A 20,214-nucleotide genomic window follows, 5' to 3' on the forward strand; every position below is an offset into this window, starting at 1 on the left:
GGAAGATGACCACCACTCGGCGCTCCGGCGTCGTCGCCCTGCTCGCCGGCATCACCGTGGCTGCGGGTCTCTGCCTCGCGCCCGCGCAGGCCACCACCAGCGGCCAGTACCAGCGCGGCATCTTCTCGGCCACCAACCACCAGCGGGCGGTCCACGACCGGTCGGCGTTCCGGCACCAGGCGTGCGTGCAGCGCTTCGCCGAGCGCCAGGCCCGCCGGATGGCGGACCAGGAGCGGATGTTCCACCAGGACCTCGGCCGGGTGCTGTCCCGCTGCCACCTGCACAAGGCGGGGGAGAACGTCGCCTACGGCTTCGACCTCGGCGTGGCCGTGGTCAACCTCGGCTGGATGCACTCACCCGACCACCGCGCGAACATCCTGGACCCGGACTTCCGGCTCCTCGGGGCCGGGGCGCGGCGGGGCGACAACGGCGTCTGGTACGCCGCGCAGGTCTTCGGCCGGCGCTGAGCCGGTCAGCCTCCGGTCAGCGCGGGATCGGGTCCGAGTACGGCGCCTGCTGCGGGCCGACCTCGCTCGCGTGCGCCAGCTCGGCGACCGAGTACAGCGTCGCCGCGACCATCGCCACGCACGCCACCGCACCCGCGATGCGCGCGCGGTGCCTCCGCAGCGCGGAGGTGGTGTGGACCTCGATGATCATGATCACGACGTTCTCAGGTATTCGGACGTTCCGTGGCGGAACGTTGCCTCACCTTTCTGCGGTGCAAGATTCTGCAGAAAGTGGGTACGGTCACCCTCGTGTCCGGGGGAGAGGGAGCTCGGGAGCACGCGCTCCCGACGATCGCGATCGTCGATGACGCCGCCGAGGTGCGGTCGCTGGTGCGTACCCGCCTCCGCCTCTCCCGCAAGCTGACCGTGGTCGGGGAGGCCGCCAACGGCGCCGAGGCCGTGGAGCTCGCTCGCGAGCACCGGCCCGACCTGATGCTCCTCGACGTCTCGATGCCCGTGATGGACGGCCTCGAGGCGCTGCCCCGCGTGCTCGGCGTCTCGCCCGGCACCCGCGTCGTCATGTACAGCGGCTTCCAGGAGCAGGGCCTCGCCCACCGGGCGCTCGAGCTCGGGGCGTCGGTGTTCCTCGAGAAGTCCAGCTCGCTGGACACCCTCGCCGACGAGCTGGTCGCGGTGCTGAACGCGCCCGCCGAGCCGCTGGGGCCCGTCCTCGAGCAGGACGAGCTCGACGAGGACGCCGAGGCGGCCGTGCTCCGCGAGCACCTCGAGCGGTTCCGCGAGGTCTTCGAGGACGCCGCGATCGGCATGGCGACGGTGACGCTCGCCGGCCAGATCGTGCGCGCCAACGGCGCCCTGGCCGAGCTGCTCCGCCGACCGGTCGACGCGCTGGTCGGCACGCCGTACGCCGAGGTCGCCGGCGCCGCCGCGGGGCGGCTGGCGGTCGTGCTGCAGGAGATCCTGGACGGCACCAGCCGGGTGGTGCAGGTCGAGCACGACGTGGCCGTCCCAGAGGGCCGGCGCCAGGTCGTCGCGACGCTCGCGCCGGTGCTCGACAGCGCGGGCCGGCCGCTCTACCTGTTCCTCCAGGTCCAGGACGTGACCGCGCAGCGTGCGGCGGAGGAGCAGCTGCGGCAGAGCGAGGTCCGGTTCCGGCTCCTGGTCGAGAACGTCCAGGACTACGCGATCTTCATGCTCTCGCCCGAGGGGCGCGTCGAGAGCTGGAACGCCGGGGCCCAGCGGATCAAGGGCTACGTCGACGACGAGATCATCGGCCGCCACTTCCGCACCTTCTACCCGGCGGAGGTCGCCGCGTCCGGGCACCCCGAGCGCGAGCTCGAGATCGCCCTGCGCGACGGCCACTACGAGGAGGAGGGCTGGCGGGTCCGCAAGGACGGCACCCAGTTCTGGGCGAACGTGCTGATCACCGCCGTGCACGACCAGGACGGCCGCCACGTCGGCTTCGCGAAGGTCACCCGCGACAACACCGAGCGCCGCGAGATGCTCGCCCAGCTGCAGCGGGCGGCCGAGGACCAGGCGCACTTCCTCGCGGTCACCGCCCACGAGCTGCGGACCCCGGTCGGCGTGCTCGCCGGCACCGCGGAGACGCTGCGGGCACACTGGTCGGACCTCGACGACGTCGAGCGCGACGAGCTGCTCGACGGCATGGCCAGCAGCGCGACCCGGCTGCGCCGGCTGCTCACCGACCTGCTGACCGCCTCGCGGCTCCAGTCCAGCGCGCTGGACCTGGCCATGGACCGGGTGGACGTGCTCGGCGTCGCCGAGACGGCAGTCGCGACCGCCCAGCGCATCCACCCCGACAAGGAGCTCGTGGTGACCGGCGAGGCCGGCCTGGTCATCGATGGCGACGCCGACCGGCTCGCCCAGGTGCTGGACAACCTGGTCTCCAACGCCCTGCGCCACGGCACCCCGCCGGTCACGGTCGCGGTGCGCCGGGCCGGTGACTCCGTCGAGGTCGAGGTGGGCGACGCCGGCAGCGGCGTACCGGAGGAGATGCGGGAGCGGCTGTTCGACCGCTTCGCCACCGGCGCCTCCCGCGGCGGCACCGGTCTGGGACTCTTCATCGTGCGCCAGCTGGCCCGCTCCCACGGCGGCGACGCGTGGTACCGCCCGCCCGTGGAGGGTGCCGCTGGAAGCGGTCGGTTCGTGGTGTCGCTGCCGCTCGCGGCCGAGAACGAATAGGCTTCCGCCGTGCCCATCCGCGTCCTCCTCGTGGACGACGTCGTTGAGGTACGCCGGCTGGTCCGCACCTCCCTCCGCTTCCGAGGCGGGTTCGAGGTCGTGGGCGAGGCTGCGGACGGTGCAGAAGCCGTCCGACTGGCCCAGCAGCTGCGTCCCGACGTCGTCGTGCTGGACCTCGGCCTGCCCGACATCGCCGGGCGCGAGGTGCTCAGCCGGGTGCGTGAGCACGCGCCCGACTCCAAGGTCGTGGTGTTCTCCGGGCTGGAGACCCCCGACCGGGCGTGGATCCGGGCGCACTCCGAGGGATTCGTGCTCAAGGACTCCGACCTCGGGTACCTCGTCGACCTGCTGGAGTCGGTCGGGAGGACCACGGGACTCGAGGCCGTCATCGACCTGCCCGACGACCTGAGCAGCGTCGCCGAGGCGCGGAGGTTCGTGAAGCAGCAGTTCCTGGTGTGGGGCATCACCGGGCCGCTGGACGACGCGCTGCTGGTGGTCAGCGAGCTCGCCGCGAACGCGCTGACCCACGCGCACTCGTCGTACCGCATCCGGCTGTCCGCGACGCCGATGGCGTTGCGGATCGAGGTCGACGACACCGGCGCGGGCACGCCCGAGCCGCAGCCCCTCACCGACACCGAGGAGCACGGCCGCGGCCTGCACCTGGTCGACGCGCTGGCGGCGTCGTGGGGCATGGAGTCCGCGGACACCGGCGGCAAGCGGGTCTGGGCCGAGCTCGCGCTGCCTGTCACCGCCGCTGCCGAGTAGGTCGCGTCACCGCGAGCCCGTAACCTTGCTCCTTGTGGCAGGACCGGACTTCGACGCAGAGATCAAGCAGCTCCAGGCGACCATGCACACCATCGAGCAGGTGCTGGACCTCGACGCGATGCGCGCCGAGATCGCCGACCTCGGTGAGCAGGTCGCCGCGCCCGACCTCTGGGACGACCAGGCCAACGCCACCCGGGTGACCGGCCGGCTCTCGGCCCTCCAGGGCGAGGTCGACCGCTTCAGCGCGCTCAACGGGCGCGTCGACGACCTGCCGATCATGGTCGAGATGGCGCGGGAGGAGGGCGACGCCGACGCGATCGCCGAGGCCGAGGCGGAACTGCGCCGCCTCCACAAGTCCGTCGAGGCCCTCGAGGTCCGCACGCTGCTGTCCGGTGAGTACGACGCCCGCGAGGCGATCGTGACCATCCGCTCCGGGGCCGGCGGTGTCGACGCCGCGGACTTCGCCGAGATGCTGATGCGGATGTACACGCGCTGGGCCGAGCAGCACAAGTACCCCGTCGAGGTCTTCGACGTCTCCTACGCCGAGGAGGCCGGCATCAAGTCGGCCGAGTTCGCGATCCACGCGCCGTACGCCTACGGCACGCTGTCGGTCGAGGCGGGGACCCACCGACTGGTGCGGATCAGCCCGTTCGACAACCAGGGCCGCCGCCAGACGTCGTTCGCCGCCGTCGAGGTCGTGCCGGTGCTCGAGCAGACCGACGAGATCGAGATCGACGAGAACGAGATCCGCACCGACGTGTTCCGCTCGGGCGGTCCCGGTGGCCAGTCGGTCAACACCACCGACTCCGCCGTACGCCTGACCCACATCCCGACCGGCATCGTGGTCAGCTGCCAGAACGAGAAGTCGCAGCTGCAGAACAAGGCCTCGGCGATGGTCGTCCTCAAGGCGAAGCTGCTCGCGAAGAAGAAGGCCGAGGAGGCCGCGCTCAAGAAGGACCTCAAGGGCGACGTCGCCGCGGCCTGGGGCGACCAGATGCGCAACTACGTGCTGAACCCGTACCAGATGGTCAAGGACCTGCGCACCGGCTACGAGGTCGGCAACCCGCAGGCGGTCTTCGACGGCGACCTCGACGACTTCATCGAGGCGGGCATCCGGTGGCGCCGCGGCGCCGAGAAGGCCGCCCAGAACTAGCGCGTCGCGGGTCGTCCGCTTCTCGCACCCCTATACGCCGCCCTCAGGCGGACGACCCGTTCCCCGGGTAGGTTGCGGGGATGAGGCGCGACCACTGGAAGCGGTACAACGACCGGCTCGACCCGCAGCGCGACTTCGTCGAGATCTACGCGAAGGTCGTCGGCCACGAGTTCCCGTGGGACATGAACCAGGCGCTCGGCTTCGCGCTGTTCCGCACCTACGCCGTGCCCGGCATCGGCGGGTTGCTCGACCGGACCGGCGAGTTCACCGCGCGCACGCAGAAGCGGTACGACGACACCGCGCTGCTGCTCGAGCCGCCGACCCGGCTGGGGTTCGAGGACCCGGACGCGAAGGCCGCCATCCGTCGGATCAACGCGATGCACCGCGCCTACGACATCCCGAACCACGAGCTCCGCTACGTGCTGAGCACGTTCGTCGTCGTGCCGAAGCGCTGGCTCGACGACTACGGCAAGCGGCCGCTGACGCCGAACGAGGTCGAGGCGAGCGTGCAGTACTACCGCGTCCTGGGCCGGCACATGGGCATCAAGGACATCCCCGAGACGTACGCCGGGTTCGAGCAGCTCATGGACTCCTACGAGGCCGAGCACTTCGCGTACGACGCGGGCGGCCGCCGGGTCGCCGACGCGACGCTCGCGCTGATGGTCGGCTTCCAGCCGCGGATCGCGCGCCCGGTGATGGGCGTGTTCAGCCGGTCGCTCATGGACCCGCCGCTGCGCGCGGCGTTCGGCTACCGGACGCCGCCGCGGCCGGTCGTCGCGGTCTCGCGCGGAGCGCTGCGGGCCCGCGGCCTGCTGCTCCGGGCGTTCCCGGCGCGCCGGGAGCCGAAGCTGGTCGAGGACCTGCCGCAGATCCGCAGCTACCCCGACGGCTACGACATCGAGAAGCTCGGCACGTGGCCCGTGCCGGGCCGGGCCGGCTGCCCGGTCCGGCACGAGCCAGGGGCCGCACCGACGGAGCAGGTCAGCGGCTGAAGCCGCCGCGCCGCAGCCGGGCGTCGGTGAGCGCGGGAGGCGCGTAGCCGCGGTCCGCCTCGTTGATCGTCGTCCCCGGCGCGACGATCTCGTCGATGCGGTCCAGGACGTCCTGCGACAGCGAGACCTTCTCGACGCCGAGCTGGGACTCGAGCTGCTCCATCGTGCGCGGGCCGATGATCGCCGACGACACTGCCGGGTGCTCGAGCACGAACGCCAGCGCGAGGTGGATCAGCGACAGCCCGGCCTCGTCGGCGAGGTCCTGGAGCGCATGCACCGCCTCGAGCTTGGCGCGGTTCTCCGGCAGCGACGGGTCGTGCCGCGCGGGCTGCCGCTGCTGGCGCGAGGACGTGACGTGCTCCTCGCCGCGGCGGTAGCGCCCCGACAGCCAGCCGCCCGCGAGCGGGCTCCACGGCAGGATGCCGATGCCGTGCTTCTGGGCGGTCGGCAGCACGTCGCGCTCCACCTCGCGGGCGAGGATCGAGTACGGCGGCTGCTCGGTCACCGGGCGCTCCCGGTTGCGCCGCTCGGCGACCCACTGGGCCTCGACGAGCTGCGAGGGCAGGAAGGTCGAGGTGCCGACGTACCGGATCTTGCCGGCGTGCACGAGGTCCGACAGTGCCGACAGGGTGTCGTCGATGTCGATCTCGGGGTGCGGCCGGTGCACCTGGTACAGGTCGATGTGGTCGGTGCCGAGGCGTCGCAGCGAGTGCTCGACCTCGCGGATGATCCAGCGGCGTGAGCTGCCGCCCTGGTTCGGGTCGTCGTCGGACATCGCGCCGTGGAACTTGGTCGCGAGCACGACCTCGTCGCGGCGTCCCTTGATCGCGGCGCCGACGATCTCCTCCGACTCGCCGCGCGCGTAGACGTCCGCGGTGTCGATGACGTTGATGCCGGCGTCGAGCGCGCGCCGGATGATCCGGATGCTGTCGTCGTGGTCCGGGTTGCCCCAGGCGCCGAACATCATCGCGCCGAGCGTCAGCGGGCTGACGTGGACGCCGGTGGTGCCGAGCAGGCGGTACTGGCTCATGCGGTCTCCTCGAGGGGGTGGGTGTACTGGCTGGCGGGGCGGTCGAGCCCGTAGTGCTCGCGCAGCGTGGTGCCGGCGTACTCGGTGCGGAACAGGCCGCGCTGCCGCAGGATCGGGACGACGTGGTCGACGAAGTCGTCGAACCCGCCCGGGAGGTACGGCGGCATCACGTTGAAGCCGTCCGCCGCCCCGGACTCGTGCCACAGCTGGATCTGGTCGGCGACCAGCTCCGGCGTGCCGGCGACGACCCGGTGGCCGCGCGCGCCGGCCAGCCGGTGCAGGACCTGGCGGAGCGTGGGCTTCTCCCGCTGGATGATGTCGACGACTAGCTGGAACCGGCTGGCCTCGCTGCGCTCGCCGCCGGTGTCCAGCACCTCGCGCGGGAACGGCGCGTCGAGGTCGTAGGACGACAGGTCGACTCCGGTCAGCCGGTGCAGCTGCCCGAGGCCGTACGCCGGCTGCGTCAGCTCGTTGAGCCGCTCCTCGAGCTCGTCGGCCTCCCGCTGGCTGGAGCCGAGGATCGGGCTGATCCCCGGGAGCACCTTCACGCCGCCCGGGTCGCGGCCCAGGCGCGCCGCCCGGTCCTTGATGTCGGCGTAGAACTCCTGCGCGCTGCCGAGGGTCTGGTGCGCGGTGAAGATCGCCTCGGCCCACCGGGCCGCGAAGCCGCGGCCGTCGTCGGACGACCCCGCCTGCACGTACACCGGCCGCCCCTGGGGCGACCGGGGCAGGTTGAGCGGTCCGGCGACCGAGAAGAACCGGCCGGTGTGGTCGACCCGGTGCACGCGGTCCGGGTCGGCGTACAGGCCGCTCGCGGGGTCCGCGACCAGCGCCTCGTCCTCCCAGCTGTCGAACAGCTTGGTGACGACGTCGAGGTACTCGTCCGCGCGGGCGTACCGCTCGGCGTGCACCGGGTGCTCGGCGAGCCCGAAGTTCTGCGCCGCGTTCGGCGCACCCGTGGTGACGATGTTCCAGCCCGCCCGGCCACCGGAGAGGTGGTCGACGGAGGCCCACTGCCGGGCCAGGTTGTAGGGCTGGGAGTACGTCGTGGAGGCGGTGCCGATCAGGCCGATCCGCTCGGTCACCGCGCCGATCGCCGACAGGAGCGTGAGCGGCTCGGGCTTGACCCGGGCGGCGTACTGGACGTTCTCCATCAGCGAGGGGCCGTCGGCGAAGAAGATCGCGTCGAACTTCGCGGCCTCGGCCCGCTGCGCCAGCTCGGCGTAGTAGGAGAGGTGCATGACGCGCTCGGGCTCCGAGCCGGCGTAGCGCCAGGCGGCCTCGTGGTGGCCGCCGGGATAGATGAAGAGGTTGAGGTGGAGGGTCACGAGGCTGCCTTCTTCCCGTAGGTCTCGGCGAGGGATGTGTCGTGGTCGTCCTCGACACCGAGCTCGGCCAGGAGCCGGGTGCGGAGCGCGGCGAACCTCGGGTCCGCCTGCGACCGGCGGCCGGTCAGGTCGATCCGGATGTCGGACCGGACCACGCCGTCGTCGAGGACGATCACCCGGTCGGCCAGCACGATCGCCTCGTCGACGTCGTGGGTGACCAGCAGGACGGCGGGCCGGTGGGCCTCGCAGAGCCGCCGGAGCAGCACGTGCATCCGGATCCGGGTCAGCGCGTCCAGGGCACCGAACGGCTCGTCGGCCAGCAGCAGCTCCGGCTCGCGCACCAGCGACCGGGCGAGCGCCGCGCGTTGCTGCTCGCCGCCCGAGAGCTCGTGCGGCCAGGCTCGCTCGCGGCCCTCGAGGCCGACCTCGGCCAGCGCCTGGCGGCCCTTCTCGGCCGCGGCCCGGCCGCGCATCCCGAAGGTGACGTTCTCGAGCACCCGCCGCCAGGGCAGCAGCCGGCTGTCCTGGAAGACCACCGACACCTGCCGGGGCACCCGCACCGACCCGTGGCCGGCGACGTCGCGGTCCAGGCCGGCCATGGCGCGGAGCAGCGTGCTCTTGCCGCTGCCGCTGCGCCCGATCAGCGCGACGAACTCGCCGCGGGCGATGTCCAGGTCGAGGCCGTTGAGCACGCCCCCCGCCTTGTTGAAGCTGCGGTGCAGGTCCCGGACCCGGACCGCACTGGTTCCGGTGCTCAGCCCTCCAGCGTGCGTCGCCATGTCAGTGCCTTCCTCTCGATGATCCGGACCGCTCCGTCGGCCAGCAGGCCGAGGGCGGCGTACACGACCAGGCCGACGACGATGACGTCGGTCTGCCCGTAGTTCGACGCGAGCGTGATCATGTGGCCGATCCCGCTCGTGGCGTTGAGCTGCTCCACCACGACCAGCGACAGCAGGGCCGCGTTGACCGCGAACCGGAGTCCCAGCAGGAAGCCGGGCATCGCGCCGGGGAGCACGACGGCCCGGACGAACGCGGTCCGCCCGATGCCGATCGTCTCCGCCAGCTCGCCGTACTTGTGCTCGATGGTGCGCAGCCCGTTGTGGGTGTGGATGTAGATCGGCACGGCGACGCCGAGGGCGATCGTGATCACCTTCATCTCCTCGCCGATCCCGAGCCACAGGATCAGCAGGGGGATCAGTGCCAGGCTCGGGATCGACCGCTTGATCTGCACCGGTCCGTCCACCACGGACTCGCCGACCCGGGACAGTCCGGAGACCACCGCGAGGGCGGTCCCGGCGGCCACGCCGAGGGCGAGGCCGAGGCCGGCCCGGACCGCGGACGTCACCAGGTTCTCCTGGAGGCGGCCGCTCTCGATCAGGTCGCGGGCGGTCGACACGACCGTCCACGGCTCCGACATCGTGCGGGGGTCGAGGGCGCCGGTCGCGGAGGCGAGCGCCCAGAGCCCGACCAGCAGGACCGGCCCGATCCAGAAGCCGAAGGGGATCCGCTTCCCGGGGCCGAGCCGACGGCGTACGACGCGCTCGTCGACCCGGTCCCCGCGCCGGGGCGCCACCGTGGCGCGTTCCTGGACGGTGGTCACGACAGCGCCTCCGCGATCGCCTTCTCGTAGCGCCGGTCGAAGAGCGCCGGCACGTCGAGCGGGTCGTGGTCCTGCTTCTCGGCCAGCAGCTCCGCGGTCTGCTTCTCGCGCTGGATGAAGCCGTCCCAGCTGGTCGGGACCTTGAACTTGCCGAGGGCGTCCACGACGTATTTCGCGTCATCGGGGGAGAGGCCCTCGTGGTCGACGTAGTAGGCCTGTGCGAACTCGTCGGGGTGCTCGTTGATCCAGTCCTGCGCCTCGGCCCAGATCGCGACGTACTTCTTCAGCGCCGCGGCCTTGTTGGCGTCCTCGAGCACCGAGGTGGGCGTGTAGAGCGTCCAGGCGTCGTCGCGGATCCCGGTGGGGATGGTCGTCGCGCCGTCACGCTGGTACTTGGCGAGGTAGGTCTTGACCAGCGCCTGGCCGAGCGGGGCGACGTCGACCTGCCCGGACGCGAGGGCGTTGACGAAGGAGTCGTCGACGCTGGTCATCTCCACCAGGTCGACGTCGCTCTCGTCGAGCCCGGCCTTCTCCAGTGTGCGGAGCACCAGCGCCCCCTGGGCCTGGCCCGGGCTGTAGGCGATCTTCTTGCCGGCCAGGTCCGAGAGGTCCTTCACCGAGACCCCGGGCGCCACGCCGAGCTCGTACGTCGGGTGGTCGAGCGGGTCGACGGTCTCGCGGGCGGCGATGATCTTGACGTCGGTGCCGGTCCACTGCGCGAACAGCGGCGGGATGTCGGCGACGGCGCCCGCGTCGAGCGCGTTCGCGCGGAACGCCTCGAGCGTCTTCGGGCCGCCGCTGATGTTGGCCCATTCGACGTCGACGTCGAGGTCGTCGATCAGGCCGGACTGCTCGAGCGCGACCTGCGTGGCGGGATCACCGATCCGCAGCACCGTGCCGTCGGGCACCTGGTCGGGCACGGCCGCGGTCAGCGCCAGGTGCGGGCCCTTCTCCTCGGAGCTGCAGGCGGCGAGGGCGAACGCCGCGGCCAGGGCGACGAGGACGGCGGTGATGACCGTGAAGGGCCCCCGTCGAGGGGGATGAGCGGAGTGCTGCATGGGTGTGCCTTCCGATTAGGCGATTAAGTCGACCCAATTAATACACAAAAGGTGGAGGCCGACGAGCCCGCCGCGCGGATCGTGAGACGAATCTCAGGCAGTCGCCGCCTGCGCGACCGTGACGCACCAGCGCCCGGTGCGGTCCAGGGCGTCGGATCCCGACGCGGTCAGCGAGCAGGAGAGCCAGGCGTCGCCGAACAGCCCGTGGTACGACGTGGTGCCGTCGTCGCAGCGCACCGCGACCGACCGGCTGCCGAACGGCGGCGCGTCCGGGACGGCCCGGCAGCCGTCCGCCGCGATCGCCGCGTGCCGGAGCCGCTCGGCCTGGCCCGGCGTCACCGGCGGCGCGAAGACCCAGCCCTGCGCCGTCGTACCGTCGGACGAGCGCCAGCGGCAGCCGTACTCGTGGGCGACGTCGGTCACGCCCTCGGCGAGCTGCGCGCGGTCGCCGTTCGCCCAGGCGTCGGTCGCGTCCGGCTCGGTGCCGAGCGCGTCCTCGACGGCGGTCGGGGCGACCTGCGAGCAGAAGTCGGCGCGGGCGGCGGTCAACGTGCCGGTCGCGAGCTCCGAGAGCGGGGTCGGCGCCACCGTCGACGGCCGCGCGGCGGGCTCGGAGCCACCCCCGGAGCACGCGCTGAGCGCGAGCGCGACGGCGACGACGGCGACGACGGCGCGGGACATGCCCCCAACCTAGGGGCTGCCCTGCCGGATCTCTCAGGTGCCTCGTCTACGCTCGACTCCCGTGATCCGCTTCGAGAAGGTCGTCAAGACCTACCCCGGCCAGGCGCACAACGCGCTGGACCAGGTGACGGTCGACATCGAGAAGGGCGAGTTCGTCTTCCTCGTCGGCTCGTCGGGGTCCGGCAAGTCGACGTTCCTCCGGCTGGTGCTGCGCGAGTACCGCCCCACGACCGGCCGCGTCTACGTCGCCGGCAAGGAGATCAACCGGCTCGCGAGCTGGAAGGTGCCCCGGCTGCGCCGCCAGATCGGCACGGTGTTCCAGGACTTCCGGCTGCTGCCGAACAAGACCGTCAGCGAGAACGTCGCCTTCGCGCTCCAGGTGATCGGCCGGTCCCGGTCGGAGATCACCGAGGTCGTGCCGGAGACCCTCGAGCTGGTCGGCCTCGACGGCAAGGGCGACCGGATGCCCGACGAGCTGTCCGGTGGCGAGCAGCAGCGCGTCGCGATCGCCCGGGCGTTCGTGAACCGGCCGATGATCCTGATCGCCGACGAGCCGACCGGCAACCTGGACCCGACCACGTCGGTCGGGATCATGAAGCTGCTGGACCGGATCAACCGGACCGGCACCACCGTCCTGATGGCCACCCACGACGCCGGGATCGTCGACCAGATGCGCAAGCGCGTGATCGAGCTCGACGACGGCCGGGTCGTGCGCGACCAGGCCCAGGGCATCTACGGCTTCCAGCACTGATCCGCGACGCAGCCGACACCAAGGACTCTCACCTCTCATGCAGCTTCGCTACGTCTTCTCCGAGCTCGGCCAGGGCCTGCGCCGCAACCTGTCGATGCACCTCGCGGTGATCCTCACGCTGTTCGTGTCGCTGACCCTCGTCGGCCTCGGCGTCCTGCTGAACACCCAGGCCGACAAGGCCGCTGAGCAATGGGGCTCCGAGCTCCAGATCACCGCCTTCCTCTGCAAGGCACGGGACGACAACCCCGCGTGCACCAGCGAGGTCACCGACGCGCAGAAGGAGCGGATCGCCAAGGTCGTCGACGAGAGCCCCGAGGTCGACAGCTACCGCTTCGAGAGCAAGGAGGAGGCCTTCGCGAAGATCAAGGACCTCCTCGGCGCGGACAGGTTCGAGGGCCCGAACCCGGCCGCCACGGCCGAGGACATGCCGGAGTCGGTCTGGATCACGCTCAAGGATCCGGACCAGTACCAAGGCATCGAGAGCGCGATCGTCGGGCTGGACGGCGTCAGCAACGTCCGCGACCAGCGCCAGGTCGTCGGGCCCGTCCTCCAGGGGCTCGACGTGATGCAGAAGGGCGCGCTGCTCATCGCGGGCTTCCTGGTCGTCGCGGCGCTGCTCCTGGTGGCCAACACCATCCGGCTGGCGGCGTTCGCGCGGCGCCGGGAGATCGGCATCATGCGCCTGGTGGGCGCCTCGTCGCTCTACATCACGCTGCCGTTCCTGATGGAGGCGCTGGTGACCGCGGCGATCTCCGTGGTGGTCGCCGTCGGGGCGCTGGCGGCGTTCATGTGGTTCGGCGTGCGCGGCCGCCTGGAGGACCTGGTCGGCTTCATCCCCTGGATCGGCCTGGACGAGTTCTGGGTCGCCGCGATCGTGGTGGCGATCCTGGGCCCGGTGCTGACCCTGCTCCCGACACTCGTGCTGACGCGCAAATACCTCAAAGTCTGACCCGCACGCGTTACCGTCGACGCGTTCACTTCCCCGAACACGAAGGCAGACCGGTGCGTCTCTTCCCCCGTACCGCACGCCCTCGCCTTGCGGCGGCCACCGTGGCCTGCTCGCTGGCGGCGGGTGCGCTCGCCGTACCGCTCGCGCACGCCGACCCGAAGGACCTCAAGCACCGGCAGCAGCAGGCGCAGAGCCAGGTCAAGCACGCGCAGCAGGACCTCGACGAGTCCAGCAGCCGGCTGCGGACGGCGCAGGCCGCCGTGGACAAGGCGGTGCGCGAGCTGTCCGCGGCCCGGGCGGAGTACCGCTCCGCCAGCACCCGCCTGCAGGCCGCCGAGCTCCGCGACCAGGAGATGCAGGACCGGCTGGACGCCGCCGAGGCGAAGCTGGCCCAGGCCGAGGGCGACCTCGCGGCCGGGCAGGCCGCGCTCACCGACCAGCGCGCGAAGCTGACCGACACGGTCACCGACATCTACGAGCAGGGCGATCCGCAGCTGCTCGCGTTCATGAGCCTGCTGAGGTCGCAGTCGACCACCGACCTGACCCGCCAGGAGGCGCTCAACGACGCCATCGTGGGTCGTGAGTCGGTGGCGTACGACGACCTGCACGCCGCCGAGGTGCTCCTCCAGGTGCGGGAGAACCAGGTCCAGGCCGCCCGCGACGACGTCGAGGTGCAGCGCCAGGCCGCCGCGGACCACCTGGTCACCATGGAGCGGCTCCAGCAGGAGGCCCGCGACGCGAAGAACAAGGTCGTGGGACTGGTCGTGTCCCGCCGGGACGCCCGAGCCGCCGCGGTCACCGCCCGGCGGGCCGACCTCCAGGACCTGCAGGAGGCCAAGCGCCGCGAGAACCACGTCAGGCAGCTGATCCTGGCCGCCGCGCGCCGCTCCAGGGGCGGCTACACCGGCCCGACCAACGGGCTGTTCATCCGGCCCGTCCCGGGTGCCATCACCTCGCCGTTCGGCTACCGGATCCACCCGATCTACCACTACTGGGGCCTGCACGACGGCACCGACTTCGGCGTCTCCTGCGGCGAGCCGATGCGCGCGGTCGCCGGCGGCACCGTGATCGCGCGCTACTGGTCGGACGTCTACGGCAACCGGCTCTACCTGAGCCTCGGCCAGATCAACGGCAAGAACGTCACGGCCGTCTACAACCACGCGACGTCGTACCGCGTCGGCGTCGGCGCCCACGTCGGTCAGGGCGAGGTCGTCGGGTACGTCGGCTCGACCGGCTGGTCCACCGGCTGCCACCTGCACTTCACCATCCTCGTGAACGGCACCGCCGTCGACCCCATGAACTGGCTCCCCTGACCGTCGAGTGACCGGAAGTCCCGATTCAACGAGGTTGCGCGTCGCTGAGAGAATGGTGGGATGGCCAGGGAGCAGGGGCGCAAGCTCATCGCGCAGAACAAGAAGGCGCGGCACGAGTACCACATCGAGGACACCTACGAGGCCGGCCTGGTCCTCCAGGGCACCGAGGTGAAGTCGCTGCGCCAGGGCCGCGCGTCCCTGGTGGACGGGTTCGTCGACATCGACGGCCACGAGGCCTGGCTGCACGGCGTGCACATCCCGGAGTACACCCAGGGCACCTGGACCAACCACTCGGCCCGGCGCAAGCGCAAGCTGCTGCTCAACCGCGAGGAGATCGACAAGATCGAACGGCGCGTCAACGAGAAGGGCCTGACGGTCGTCCCGCTCGCGCTGTACTTCAAGGACGGCCGGGCCAAGGTCGAGATCGCGCTCGCCAAGGGCAAGAAGTCGTGGGACAAGCGGCACGCCCTGGCCGAGCGACAGGCCGACCGGGAGACCCAGCAGGCCGTGGGCCGCCGGCTCAAGGGCATGGGTGACTGATCCCGACGTCCCCGCCGTGCGGGCGTTCTGGGAGGCCCTGGGCCTGCCCGGCCTGTTCGACGCGCACGTGCACTTCCTGCCCCCGAACATCCAGCGCGCGGTGTACGCCCAGTTCGACGCCGCCGGCCCCAAGATCGGGCGGGAGTGGCCGATCCGGTACCGCCAGGACCACGCGGAGCGCGTGGAGATCCTGCGCGCGATGGGGGTACGCCGGTTCCCGACCCTGCCGTACGCGCACAAGCCCGGCGTCGCGGCGTACCTCAACGAGTGGGCTGCAGGCTTCGCCCGCGACGTGCCGGAGTCCCTGTGGTCGGCGACGTTCTACCCCGAGGAGTCGGCGGCGGCGTACGTCGAGGAGCTGGTCCGCGCCGGCGTGGAGGTGTTCAAGGTGCACCTGCAGGTGGGGGAGTTCCACCTCGACGATCCGCTCCTCGACGGCGTGTGGGGCACGCTCGAGGACGCCGGGACCCCGGTGGTGGTGCACGCCGGGTCGGGCCCGGTCGGCAACGACTTCACCGGGCCGGGCTCGACTGAGCGGTTGCTGCGGCGCTTCCCGCGGCTCACGCTGCTGGTCGCCCACATGGGCGCGCCGGAGTGCGAGGAGTTCCTCGACCTGGCCGCCCGCCACGAGCGGGTCCACCTCGACACCACGATGGTGTTCACCGCCTTCTTCCCGGCCTACCCGTCGCAGCTCGTGCCGCGGCTGCGCGACCTGGGTCACCGGGTACTGCTGGGCAGCGACTTCCCGACCATCCCGTACCCCTACGCGCACCAGCTCGAGGGGCTCGCCCGGCTCGACCTCGGCGACGACTGGCTGCGCCGGGTCTGCTGGGAGAACGGCGCCGCGCTGTTCGGCCCCGGTCCGAGGTGACCTTCGGCCCTGCCGGGTGACGGCGCTCCGGAGTGGACTGGAGCCGTGCTCGAGACCGACGTCCGCTCCGACCGGGCCACGCCGTACCGCCTCTGGATCGCCGCCTGCACGGCGGCCGAGATGGTGGGGATGACGGCTGCGGCAGGGGCGGCGACGCTGGCCGACGGGGTGAGCGGTCCTGTGGCGTTGGGTGTCGTTGTTGCCGGAGGACTCGTCGAGGGGACGGCACTGGGTCTGGCCCAGGCCACGGTCCTCGCCCGTGTCGCGCCGGCGCTGTCCCGAGTGCGCTACCTGGTGGCGACCGTGGTCGTCGCCGGGTTGGGCTGGGCCGCGGCCACTGCGCCGTCCACCCTCGGTGGAGGAGGCGACGCCGAGCAGCCCCCCGTGCTGCTGGTCGTCGTCGGGGCGCTCGCCCTGGGCCTGGTGCTGGGCTCCGTGCTCGGTGCCGTCCAGGCGTACGCCCTGCGGGGCGCCGTGCGGCACCCCACCCGGTGGGTGGCGGCGAACGCCGCGGCCTGGCCCGTAGCGATGATCCTGATCTTCGGCGGGGCCACTCTTCCCGACACCGGCTGGCCGGCCGGAGCCGTGCTCCCCGTGGGCGCGGTCACCGGCGCGGCCGCCGGCGCTGCGCTCGGACTCGTGTCCGGGCTGTTCCTGCCGACCCTCTCGGGAGTGTCGGCGGCGAGCCGGGTGGTGCTGGCGTTGCTGGTCTCGCACCGACCGACGGGGTTGCAGCGGGCCCTGCTCGGCCTCGAGGTGCGCGGCCGCGTCTCGGGACGCCGGTACCGCCTCCCGGTCCAGTACGCCGTGGCGCCGGGCGGACTCGCCGTGGTGCCGGGACGACCCGCGCACAAGACCTGGTGGCGCAACCTCAACCCTGCGCCGACCCCGGTCGAGGTGCTCCGCGAGGGCGTCTGGGCGCCGGCGTCCGCCCGGTGCCTCGGTCCCGACGATCCGGAGTACGACGCGGTGCTCGCGGCGTACCTGCGGCGCTGGCCGGACACGCCCGCCGAGGCCGGCCAGCCGGTCGTCCTGGTGCGCCTCGGGGCGGCCGCGTAGCGCCGGGGACCTGCCTCCGTTCGAGGAGGCCCGGAACGGGGTAGACCTCCCGTCATGACGAGGGAGTACGACCAGCTGAGGAACGACCCGGCCCTGCTCGAAGGACTGGGTGGGGGCGGTGCGGCCGAGCCCGACGGAGACGTGGTCCTGGGGAACGGGAAGGTGCTCTCCTGCCTGGTCTGCGGCGGGGTCCGGTTCGCCCGCCGCGAGGTGAAGATGAACACCACCGGGATGAGCTTCATGGACCTGGACTGGGCCAACCGCTCCGGCGACGGAGCCATCTGCCAGTCCTGTGGCTTCGTGCACACGTTCCTCGACGGCAACCTCACCTGGCGCAGATGAGCTCCGGGGACCACGGATCGCGGCCGGGCGTGGCGGGGGTCGTCGAGCCGGCGCCGGCCTCGGTGGGAATCCCTGGTGCCGGCCGCCTGTTGTGACCAGTAGACTGGTGACACAACTCAAGAGGGGCTGATCGGTTTCGACTTGGGACGTTAGTTCCAGGGGAAGCGGGTCGAGGAGCCAGCGTCATCTCGTAAACGATCGCTGGAAACCAATAACTGCCAACGCTAAGCGCAGTTCCTTCGCTCTCGCCGCCTGAGCGGTGATCGAAGCGTCAGACCGGGCATCCGTCTCCGTCCCGGACCCTGGCGTCATCTAGGAGACTTGCTGCTCACTCCGTGTCGCGGAGGGTGAGCGGGACTATTCCGTGACTGAGCCTGTCGGGGACGTGTCCGTGCGAGTCCCGGGGCTGAGAAAACGACATCGCGGACTGCACCCGGAGAAGACCTGGTTCGACGCTCGAGGACCGGGGTTCGATTCCCCGCAGCTCCACCAACAGACAGAGGGGTTTCAGCGAAAAGGCTGCACTCCTTCGCGAAATCGGAGCCGAGGCCTTCGGGCCTCGGCTCCGGTTCGCTGCGCCATTCCCTCGTGAGAGAAGACCATCGGTTCGATTCCGACAGGCGCCTCCACGGGCACGCACGCGAAGTGGCTGCACACCCGACAAGGCCTGGCGGAGGTCCTCGCGGGCAGCGATTGAGATCGGGACGAGCTCCACCGCGTTGAGCAGGAGCGCATGCCGCTGACGGTCGCGGCGGCCGAAGTCCTCAATCGAGTCGATGCCGCCGCGTCTCCCTCGTAGCCCGGCTTGGAAGCCGCCTCCGCGGTGACGGGAGATGCGGTCGGATCGACCGGGCCAGCCGGTCCAACGGACGGTCGCCGTGGCGAGGACACCGACACCGTCGTCGGAGGAGGACAGGCGCGGCGGGCGGCGCGTTATGTGTGCCCGGTATCTCCGCCAATGTGGGGATGCCCGGACTCGCTTGGCCGTGCTCCCCTCGGACCATGGCGGACAGAGCGACTCGGGCGGCGGCGTCCGTACTGCTCGCCGCTGCTGCCGCTTTCGCCTATGCGGCAGCCTGGCAGCGCTGGTGGCCCGAATGCAGGTGGGGGCAGTTCGACGACGGCGGGTGCCTCCCGCTGCAAGACCACAGGTACGACTTCCTCGTGCCGGGCGACCCGTGGTCTCCGGTCGGGCGTGCCGCGGAACTGTCCGGGATCGGGATATTGCTGTTGGCCGGCGTCGCCTTGCTGCTCCCGGCGCTACTTGCGCCGTCGCTACATCGGGTTCTCAGGTGGGCCTTGGCCGTCGCCCCGGCAGCGAGCTTGGTGCTGCTCGGGCTTGAAGGGCTCCGCTCTGGGATGCGGGGCGATGTGGTCTCGTCGGCCCTGACTCCAGCGGCCGGGCTGGTGTGGGTCCTGTTGTGGCCTGCGGCACTCACGTTCGGCGCATGCGTGGAGGCGGCTCGAGCTCCCGGCCGGCGTTCTGCTTGGGGCGTAGCGACCGCGTTCGTGGTCGGCTGTTCCACGCCGCTTCCCGTGCTGCTCGTGCTCGGGCCGGTTGCGACCGGCGGGTACGCCTCGTACGACACAGCCCCGTGGTCCGACGCGGCCATGGCGCCGGTCTTGTTGCTCGGAGCTCTGACTCTGTGGGGCGGGATTCGTGCCCGGTCCGCCTCCGCGCTCGCTGTCCCGCTGGACCTGAGCTCCGCCGGGCCGGTGGCGAACCAGTCGACAGGCAGTGTGTGAGCCGAGCGCTGCTGGTCCTTCGCTGGGAGTTGTGAACGCGAAGCCCGTCGCACTCGGTCGCGCATCGATAACGCCGTCCCTGGGCACCGATGGTCCAGCTCCGGTGGCGGTCGACGCCCTGGTCGGCTCGCGAGGCGTGACGTGGCTGCGTCGGTGGTCGTTCTCGGTTCCCAGTCACCTGCGAGGAGCGCCCATGGCCCTCACCTCAGTACCGGAAGAGAGCAGCCGCGGGTTCGGTCTGCCCTCGGCGCCGGCGTGATGAGCGGCTACGGCTCACGGGCTGCGCAGGTACTCCCCGAGCTCCGGGTCTCCGATGCGCACGCGGACGGCTACCCGGCCGGCTCGATGCGGGCCAAGGTCGCGGCCTGCGTCGGGTTCGTCTGCGCCACCGGGAACCGCGCCGTGATCGGTGCGCTCGAGGATGTGGCCGGCCTCGTGGCGGGTTCAGCGGGCACGACGATCCGCCCTTAGCGTCGCCACGCTGAGCGCCGCCAGCACTCCGGTGGCGAAGGTGATCGTGAGGGCACTCCACACGGTCGCGGCGGGCGGTTGCTCATGGTCGACCCAACGCAGCGCGAGGGCGGCCACGGTGGCGTAGCTGAACCCGGCGGACCAGTGGCCGATGCCGAACGGGGCAGCGCGGTAGTAGGGCGCCAGGGGCACTTGCGCGAGCGCCAGCAGCAGGGTGAGCACCGTCAGCGCAACCGCCCATCCGTCGTACCGGGCGTTGACCGTGAGGTAGGTGTTGGCCGCGAGCGCGGGCGCGGCCAGCTCGATGACCAGGGCGGGACGGAGCGCGGCCGGCAGAGGAGCGACGACCAGCCGCACGGTCGTCACGACGCCGAGCACGAGCCAGCACGCGACGCCGACGCCGAGCAGGACGCGGGAGGTCGTGCCGTGGCCGAGCGCGCCCAGGGCCTGTGCCGCGAGCAGGGACCCGCCGGCTGTCGGCAGGTAGAAGCCAGGGTGGTAGCTGCGCAGGGGCAGCCTCGCGAGCAACCACGCGGCGACGACCGCCGACCCACCGGCGAGCGTGAGAGCGGCGAAGCAGACGACGAGCGGCCGACCCACCAGGAGGTGCAGCCCCACCAGCCGGCCCGACAGCAGCATCGCGGTGATGGCGCACACCGGGACCGACGGACCTTGCACCGGATCCCGCAGCTCGACCGCCAGGTGGCTGTCGCGGCGCCAGAGCTGAGACAGCCACTGGGTCACCAGGACCAGCAGCACCACTGCGGAGAAGCCGGCAAGCAGGTCTGCGACCGGCTGGGCCCAGCGCCAGTCGAGCAGCCGCCAGGCGCCGGCGAGGCCCGCGAATCCGAACGGGATCCCGAAGTGCGGAGGGGTGACCTTCTCGGTGCTCACGGGTC

General features: G+C 71.7%; 21 protein-coding genes and 1 other RNA gene. 14 read left to right on the forward strand and 8 right to left on the reverse strand.

The window, feature by feature from the left end; all coding sequences use genetic code 11:
* Window positions 1-5 precede the first annotated feature (5 nt).
* Window positions 6-467 (forward strand): CAP domain-containing protein, encoded by a 462-nt coding sequence (locus ACVW2K_RS09125; RefSeq protein ID WP_197025427.1) that lies wholly within the window; start codon window positions 6-8, stop codon window positions 465-467.
* A 16-nt stretch (window positions 468-483) separates the two neighbouring features.
* Here ACVW2K_RS09125 and ACVW2K_RS09130 read toward each other — a convergent pair whose 3' ends face one another.
* Window positions 484-657, reverse strand: a complete 174-nt coding sequence (locus ACVW2K_RS09130; RefSeq protein WP_155992378.1) for a hypothetical protein — start codon at window positions 655-657, stop codon at window positions 484-486.
* Between the two features lie 98 nt (window positions 658-755).
* Here ACVW2K_RS09130 and ACVW2K_RS09135 point away from each other — a divergent pair, with 98 nt between their 5' ends.
* The 4 genes from ACVW2K_RS09135 to ACVW2K_RS09150 all read left to right on the forward strand — a co-directional run bounded on the left by ACVW2K_RS09135 (window position 756) and on the right by ACVW2K_RS09150 (window position 5,576).
* Complete coding sequence (locus ACVW2K_RS09135) at window positions 756-2,666, forward strand: PAS domain S-box protein (RefSeq protein ID WP_457202301.1); 1,911 nt, start codon at window positions 756-758, stop codon at window positions 2,664-2,666.
* Window positions 2,667-2,675: 9 nt separating this feature from the next.
* Window positions 2,676-3,431 carry a response regulator gene (locus ACVW2K_RS09140; RefSeq protein ID WP_036571724.1) on the forward strand — a complete coding sequence of 252 codons (756 nt, stop codon included), beginning with the start codon at window positions 2,676-2,678 and terminating at the stop codon, window positions 3,429-3,431.
* Window positions 3,432-3,465: 34 nt separating this feature from the next.
* Entirely contained in the window at window positions 3,466-4,584 is a 1,119-nt protein-coding gene (gene prfB, locus ACVW2K_RS09145; RefSeq protein ID WP_457202302.1) for a peptide chain release factor 2, read from the forward strand.
* A gap of 80 nt (window positions 4,585-4,664) precedes the next feature.
* Window positions 4,665-5,576: an oxygenase MpaB family protein gene (locus ACVW2K_RS09150; protein WP_036571723.1), complete on the forward strand. Its 912-nt coding sequence runs from the start codon at window positions 4,665-4,667 to the stop codon at window positions 5,574-5,576.
* On the opposite strand, the gene ACVW2K_RS09155 is transcribed toward ACVW2K_RS09150, so the two are convergent.
* From ACVW2K_RS09155 to ACVW2K_RS09180, 6 genes are all read right to left on the reverse strand, one after another.
* Window positions 5,566-6,606: an aldo/keto reductase gene (locus ACVW2K_RS09155; RefSeq protein ID WP_028639011.1), complete on the reverse strand. Its 1,041-nt coding sequence runs from the start codon at window positions 6,604-6,606 to the stop codon at window positions 5,566-5,568. The genes ACVW2K_RS09150 and ACVW2K_RS09155 overlap by 11 nt on opposite strands.
* Window positions 6,603-7,934, reverse strand: coding sequence for an LLM class flavin-dependent oxidoreductase (locus tag ACVW2K_RS09160; RefSeq protein WP_028639010.1), 1,332 nt, complete (start codon window positions 7,932-7,934; stop codon window positions 6,603-6,605). The genes ACVW2K_RS09155 and ACVW2K_RS09160 overlap by 4 nt, the downstream gene beginning before the upstream one ends.
* Window positions 7,931-8,713 carry an ABC transporter ATP-binding protein gene (locus ACVW2K_RS09165; RefSeq protein ID WP_028639009.1) on the reverse strand — a complete coding sequence of 261 codons (783 nt, stop codon included), beginning with the start codon at window positions 8,711-8,713 and terminating at the stop codon, window positions 7,931-7,933. The genes ACVW2K_RS09160 and ACVW2K_RS09165 overlap by 4 nt, the downstream gene beginning before the upstream one ends.
* Window positions 8,689-9,534: an ABC transporter permease gene (locus ACVW2K_RS09170; protein WP_081790647.1), complete on the reverse strand. Its 846-nt coding sequence runs from the start codon at window positions 9,532-9,534 to the stop codon at window positions 8,689-8,691. The genes ACVW2K_RS09165 and ACVW2K_RS09170 overlap by 25 nt, the downstream gene beginning before the upstream one ends.
* Window positions 9,531-10,592: an ABC transporter substrate-binding protein gene (locus tag ACVW2K_RS09175; protein WP_457202303.1), complete on the reverse strand. Its 1,062-nt coding sequence runs from the start codon at window positions 10,590-10,592 to the stop codon at window positions 9,531-9,533. The genes ACVW2K_RS09170 and ACVW2K_RS09175 overlap by 4 nt, the downstream gene beginning before the upstream one ends.
* Before the next feature lie 93 nt (window positions 10,593-10,685).
* Window positions 10,686-11,273 (reverse strand): hypothetical protein, encoded by a 588-nt coding sequence (locus ACVW2K_RS09180; RefSeq protein ID WP_457202304.1) that lies wholly within the window; start codon window positions 11,271-11,273, stop codon window positions 10,686-10,688.
* 61 nt (window positions 11,274-11,334) lie between these two features.
* Between ACVW2K_RS09180 and ftsE the strand changes: the two genes are divergently transcribed.
* The 9 genes from ftsE to ACVW2K_RS09225 all read left to right on the forward strand — a co-directional run bounded on the left by ftsE (window position 11,335) and on the right by ACVW2K_RS09225 (window position 19,315).
* Window positions 11,335-12,024 carry a cell division ATP-binding protein FtsE gene (gene ftsE / locus ACVW2K_RS09185; RefSeq protein WP_028639005.1) on the forward strand — a complete coding sequence of 230 codons (690 nt, stop codon included), beginning with the start codon at window positions 11,335-11,337 and terminating at the stop codon, window positions 12,022-12,024.
* A gap of 37 nt (window positions 12,025-12,061) precedes the next feature.
* Window positions 12,062-12,973 (forward strand): permease-like cell division protein FtsX, encoded by a 912-nt coding sequence (gene ftsX / locus ACVW2K_RS09190; RefSeq protein ID WP_028639004.1) that lies wholly within the window; start codon window positions 12,062-12,064, stop codon window positions 12,971-12,973.
* 53 nt (window positions 12,974-13,026) lie between these two features.
* Window positions 13,027-14,286 (forward strand): peptidoglycan DD-metalloendopeptidase family protein, encoded by a 1,260-nt coding sequence (locus ACVW2K_RS09195; RefSeq protein ID WP_457202305.1) that lies wholly within the window; start codon window positions 13,027-13,029, stop codon window positions 14,284-14,286.
* A 60-nt stretch (window positions 14,287-14,346) separates the two neighbouring features.
* Window positions 14,347-14,826: an SsrA-binding protein SmpB gene (gene smpB, locus ACVW2K_RS09200; RefSeq protein WP_028639002.1), complete on the forward strand. Its 480-nt coding sequence runs from the start codon at window positions 14,347-14,349 to the stop codon at window positions 14,824-14,826.
* The gene (locus ACVW2K_RS09205; RefSeq protein ID WP_457202306.1) at window positions 14,819-15,697 is read left to right on the forward strand and encodes an amidohydrolase family protein; all 879 of its coding nucleotides are present in this window, start codon (window positions 14,819-14,821) and stop codon (window positions 15,695-15,697) included. Before smpB ends, ACVW2K_RS09205 begins: the two co-directional genes overlap by 8 nt.
* Window positions 15,698-15,742: 45 nt before the next feature.
* Window positions 15,743-16,756, forward strand: coding sequence for a hypothetical protein (locus tag ACVW2K_RS09210; protein ID WP_457202307.1), 1,014 nt, complete (start codon window positions 15,743-15,745; stop codon window positions 16,754-16,756).
* A gap of 54 nt (window positions 16,757-16,810) precedes the next feature.
* Window positions 16,811-17,098 (forward strand): hypothetical protein, encoded by a 288-nt coding sequence (locus ACVW2K_RS09215; protein ID WP_457202308.1) that lies wholly within the window; start codon window positions 16,811-16,813, stop codon window positions 17,096-17,098.
* 122 nt (window positions 17,099-17,220) lie between these two features.
* Window positions 17,221-17,590: a transfer-messenger RNA gene (gene ssrA / locus ACVW2K_RS09220) on the forward strand.
* 1,512 nt (window positions 17,591-19,102) lie between these two features.
* Window positions 19,103-19,315, forward strand: a complete 213-nt coding sequence (locus ACVW2K_RS09225; RefSeq protein WP_457202309.1) for a hypothetical protein — start codon at window positions 19,103-19,105, stop codon at window positions 19,313-19,315.
* Here the strand turns inward: ACVW2K_RS09225 and ACVW2K_RS09230 are convergent.
* A complete protein-coding gene (locus ACVW2K_RS09230) occupies window positions 19,289-20,209 on the reverse strand; it encodes an SLAC1 family transporter (RefSeq protein ID WP_028638998.1) in 921 nt (306 codons plus the stop codon). The two genes, ACVW2K_RS09225 and ACVW2K_RS09230, sit on opposite strands and share 27 nt — an antisense overlap.
* Window positions 20,210-20,214 lie beyond the last annotated feature (5 nt).

This window comes from Nocardioides sp. HB32, assembly GCF_054058995.1.

Excerpts from the sequence above, each read along its gene's own strand:
- ACVW2K_RS09125 (WP_197025427.1), top strand. The coding sequence starts at position 6 with ATGACCACCACTCGGCGCTCCGGCGTCGTCGCCCTGCTCGCCGGCATC.
- ACVW2K_RS09130 (WP_155992378.1), bottom strand. The coding sequence starts at position 657 with ATGATCATCGAGGTCCACACCACCTCCGCGCTGCGGAGGCACCGCGCG.
- ACVW2K_RS09150 (WP_036571723.1), top strand. The coding sequence starts at position 4,665 with ATGAGGCGCGACCACTGGAAGCGGTACAACGACCGGCTCGACCCGCAG.
- ACVW2K_RS09155 (WP_028639011.1), bottom strand. The coding sequence starts at position 6,606 with ATGAGCCAGTACCGCCTGCTCGGCACCACCGGCGTCCACGTCAGCCCG.
- ACVW2K_RS09165 (WP_028639009.1), bottom strand. The coding sequence starts at position 8,713 with ATGGCGACGCACGCTGGAGGGCTGAGCACCGGAACCAGTGCGGTCCGG.
- ACVW2K_RS09175 (WP_457202303.1), bottom strand. The coding sequence starts at position 10,592 with ATGCAGCACTCCGCTCATCCCCCTCGACGGGGGCCCTTCACGGTCATC.
- ACVW2K_RS09180 (WP_457202304.1), bottom strand. The coding sequence starts at position 11,273 with ATGTCCCGCGCCGTCGTCGCCGTCGTCGCCGTCGCGCTCGCGCTCAGC.
- ftsX (WP_028639004.1), top strand. The coding sequence starts at position 12,062 with ATGCAGCTTCGCTACGTCTTCTCCGAGCTCGGCCAGGGCCTGCGCCGC.
- smpB (WP_028639002.1), top strand. The coding sequence starts at position 14,347 with ATGGCCAGGGAGCAGGGGCGCAAGCTCATCGCGCAGAACAAGAAGGCG.
- ACVW2K_RS09215 (WP_457202308.1), top strand. The coding sequence starts at position 16,811 with ATGACGAGGGAGTACGACCAGCTGAGGAACGACCCGGCCCTGCTCGAA.
- ACVW2K_RS09225 (WP_457202309.1), top strand. The coding sequence starts at position 19,103 with ATGAGCGGCTACGGCTCACGGGCTGCGCAGGTACTCCCCGAGCTCCGG.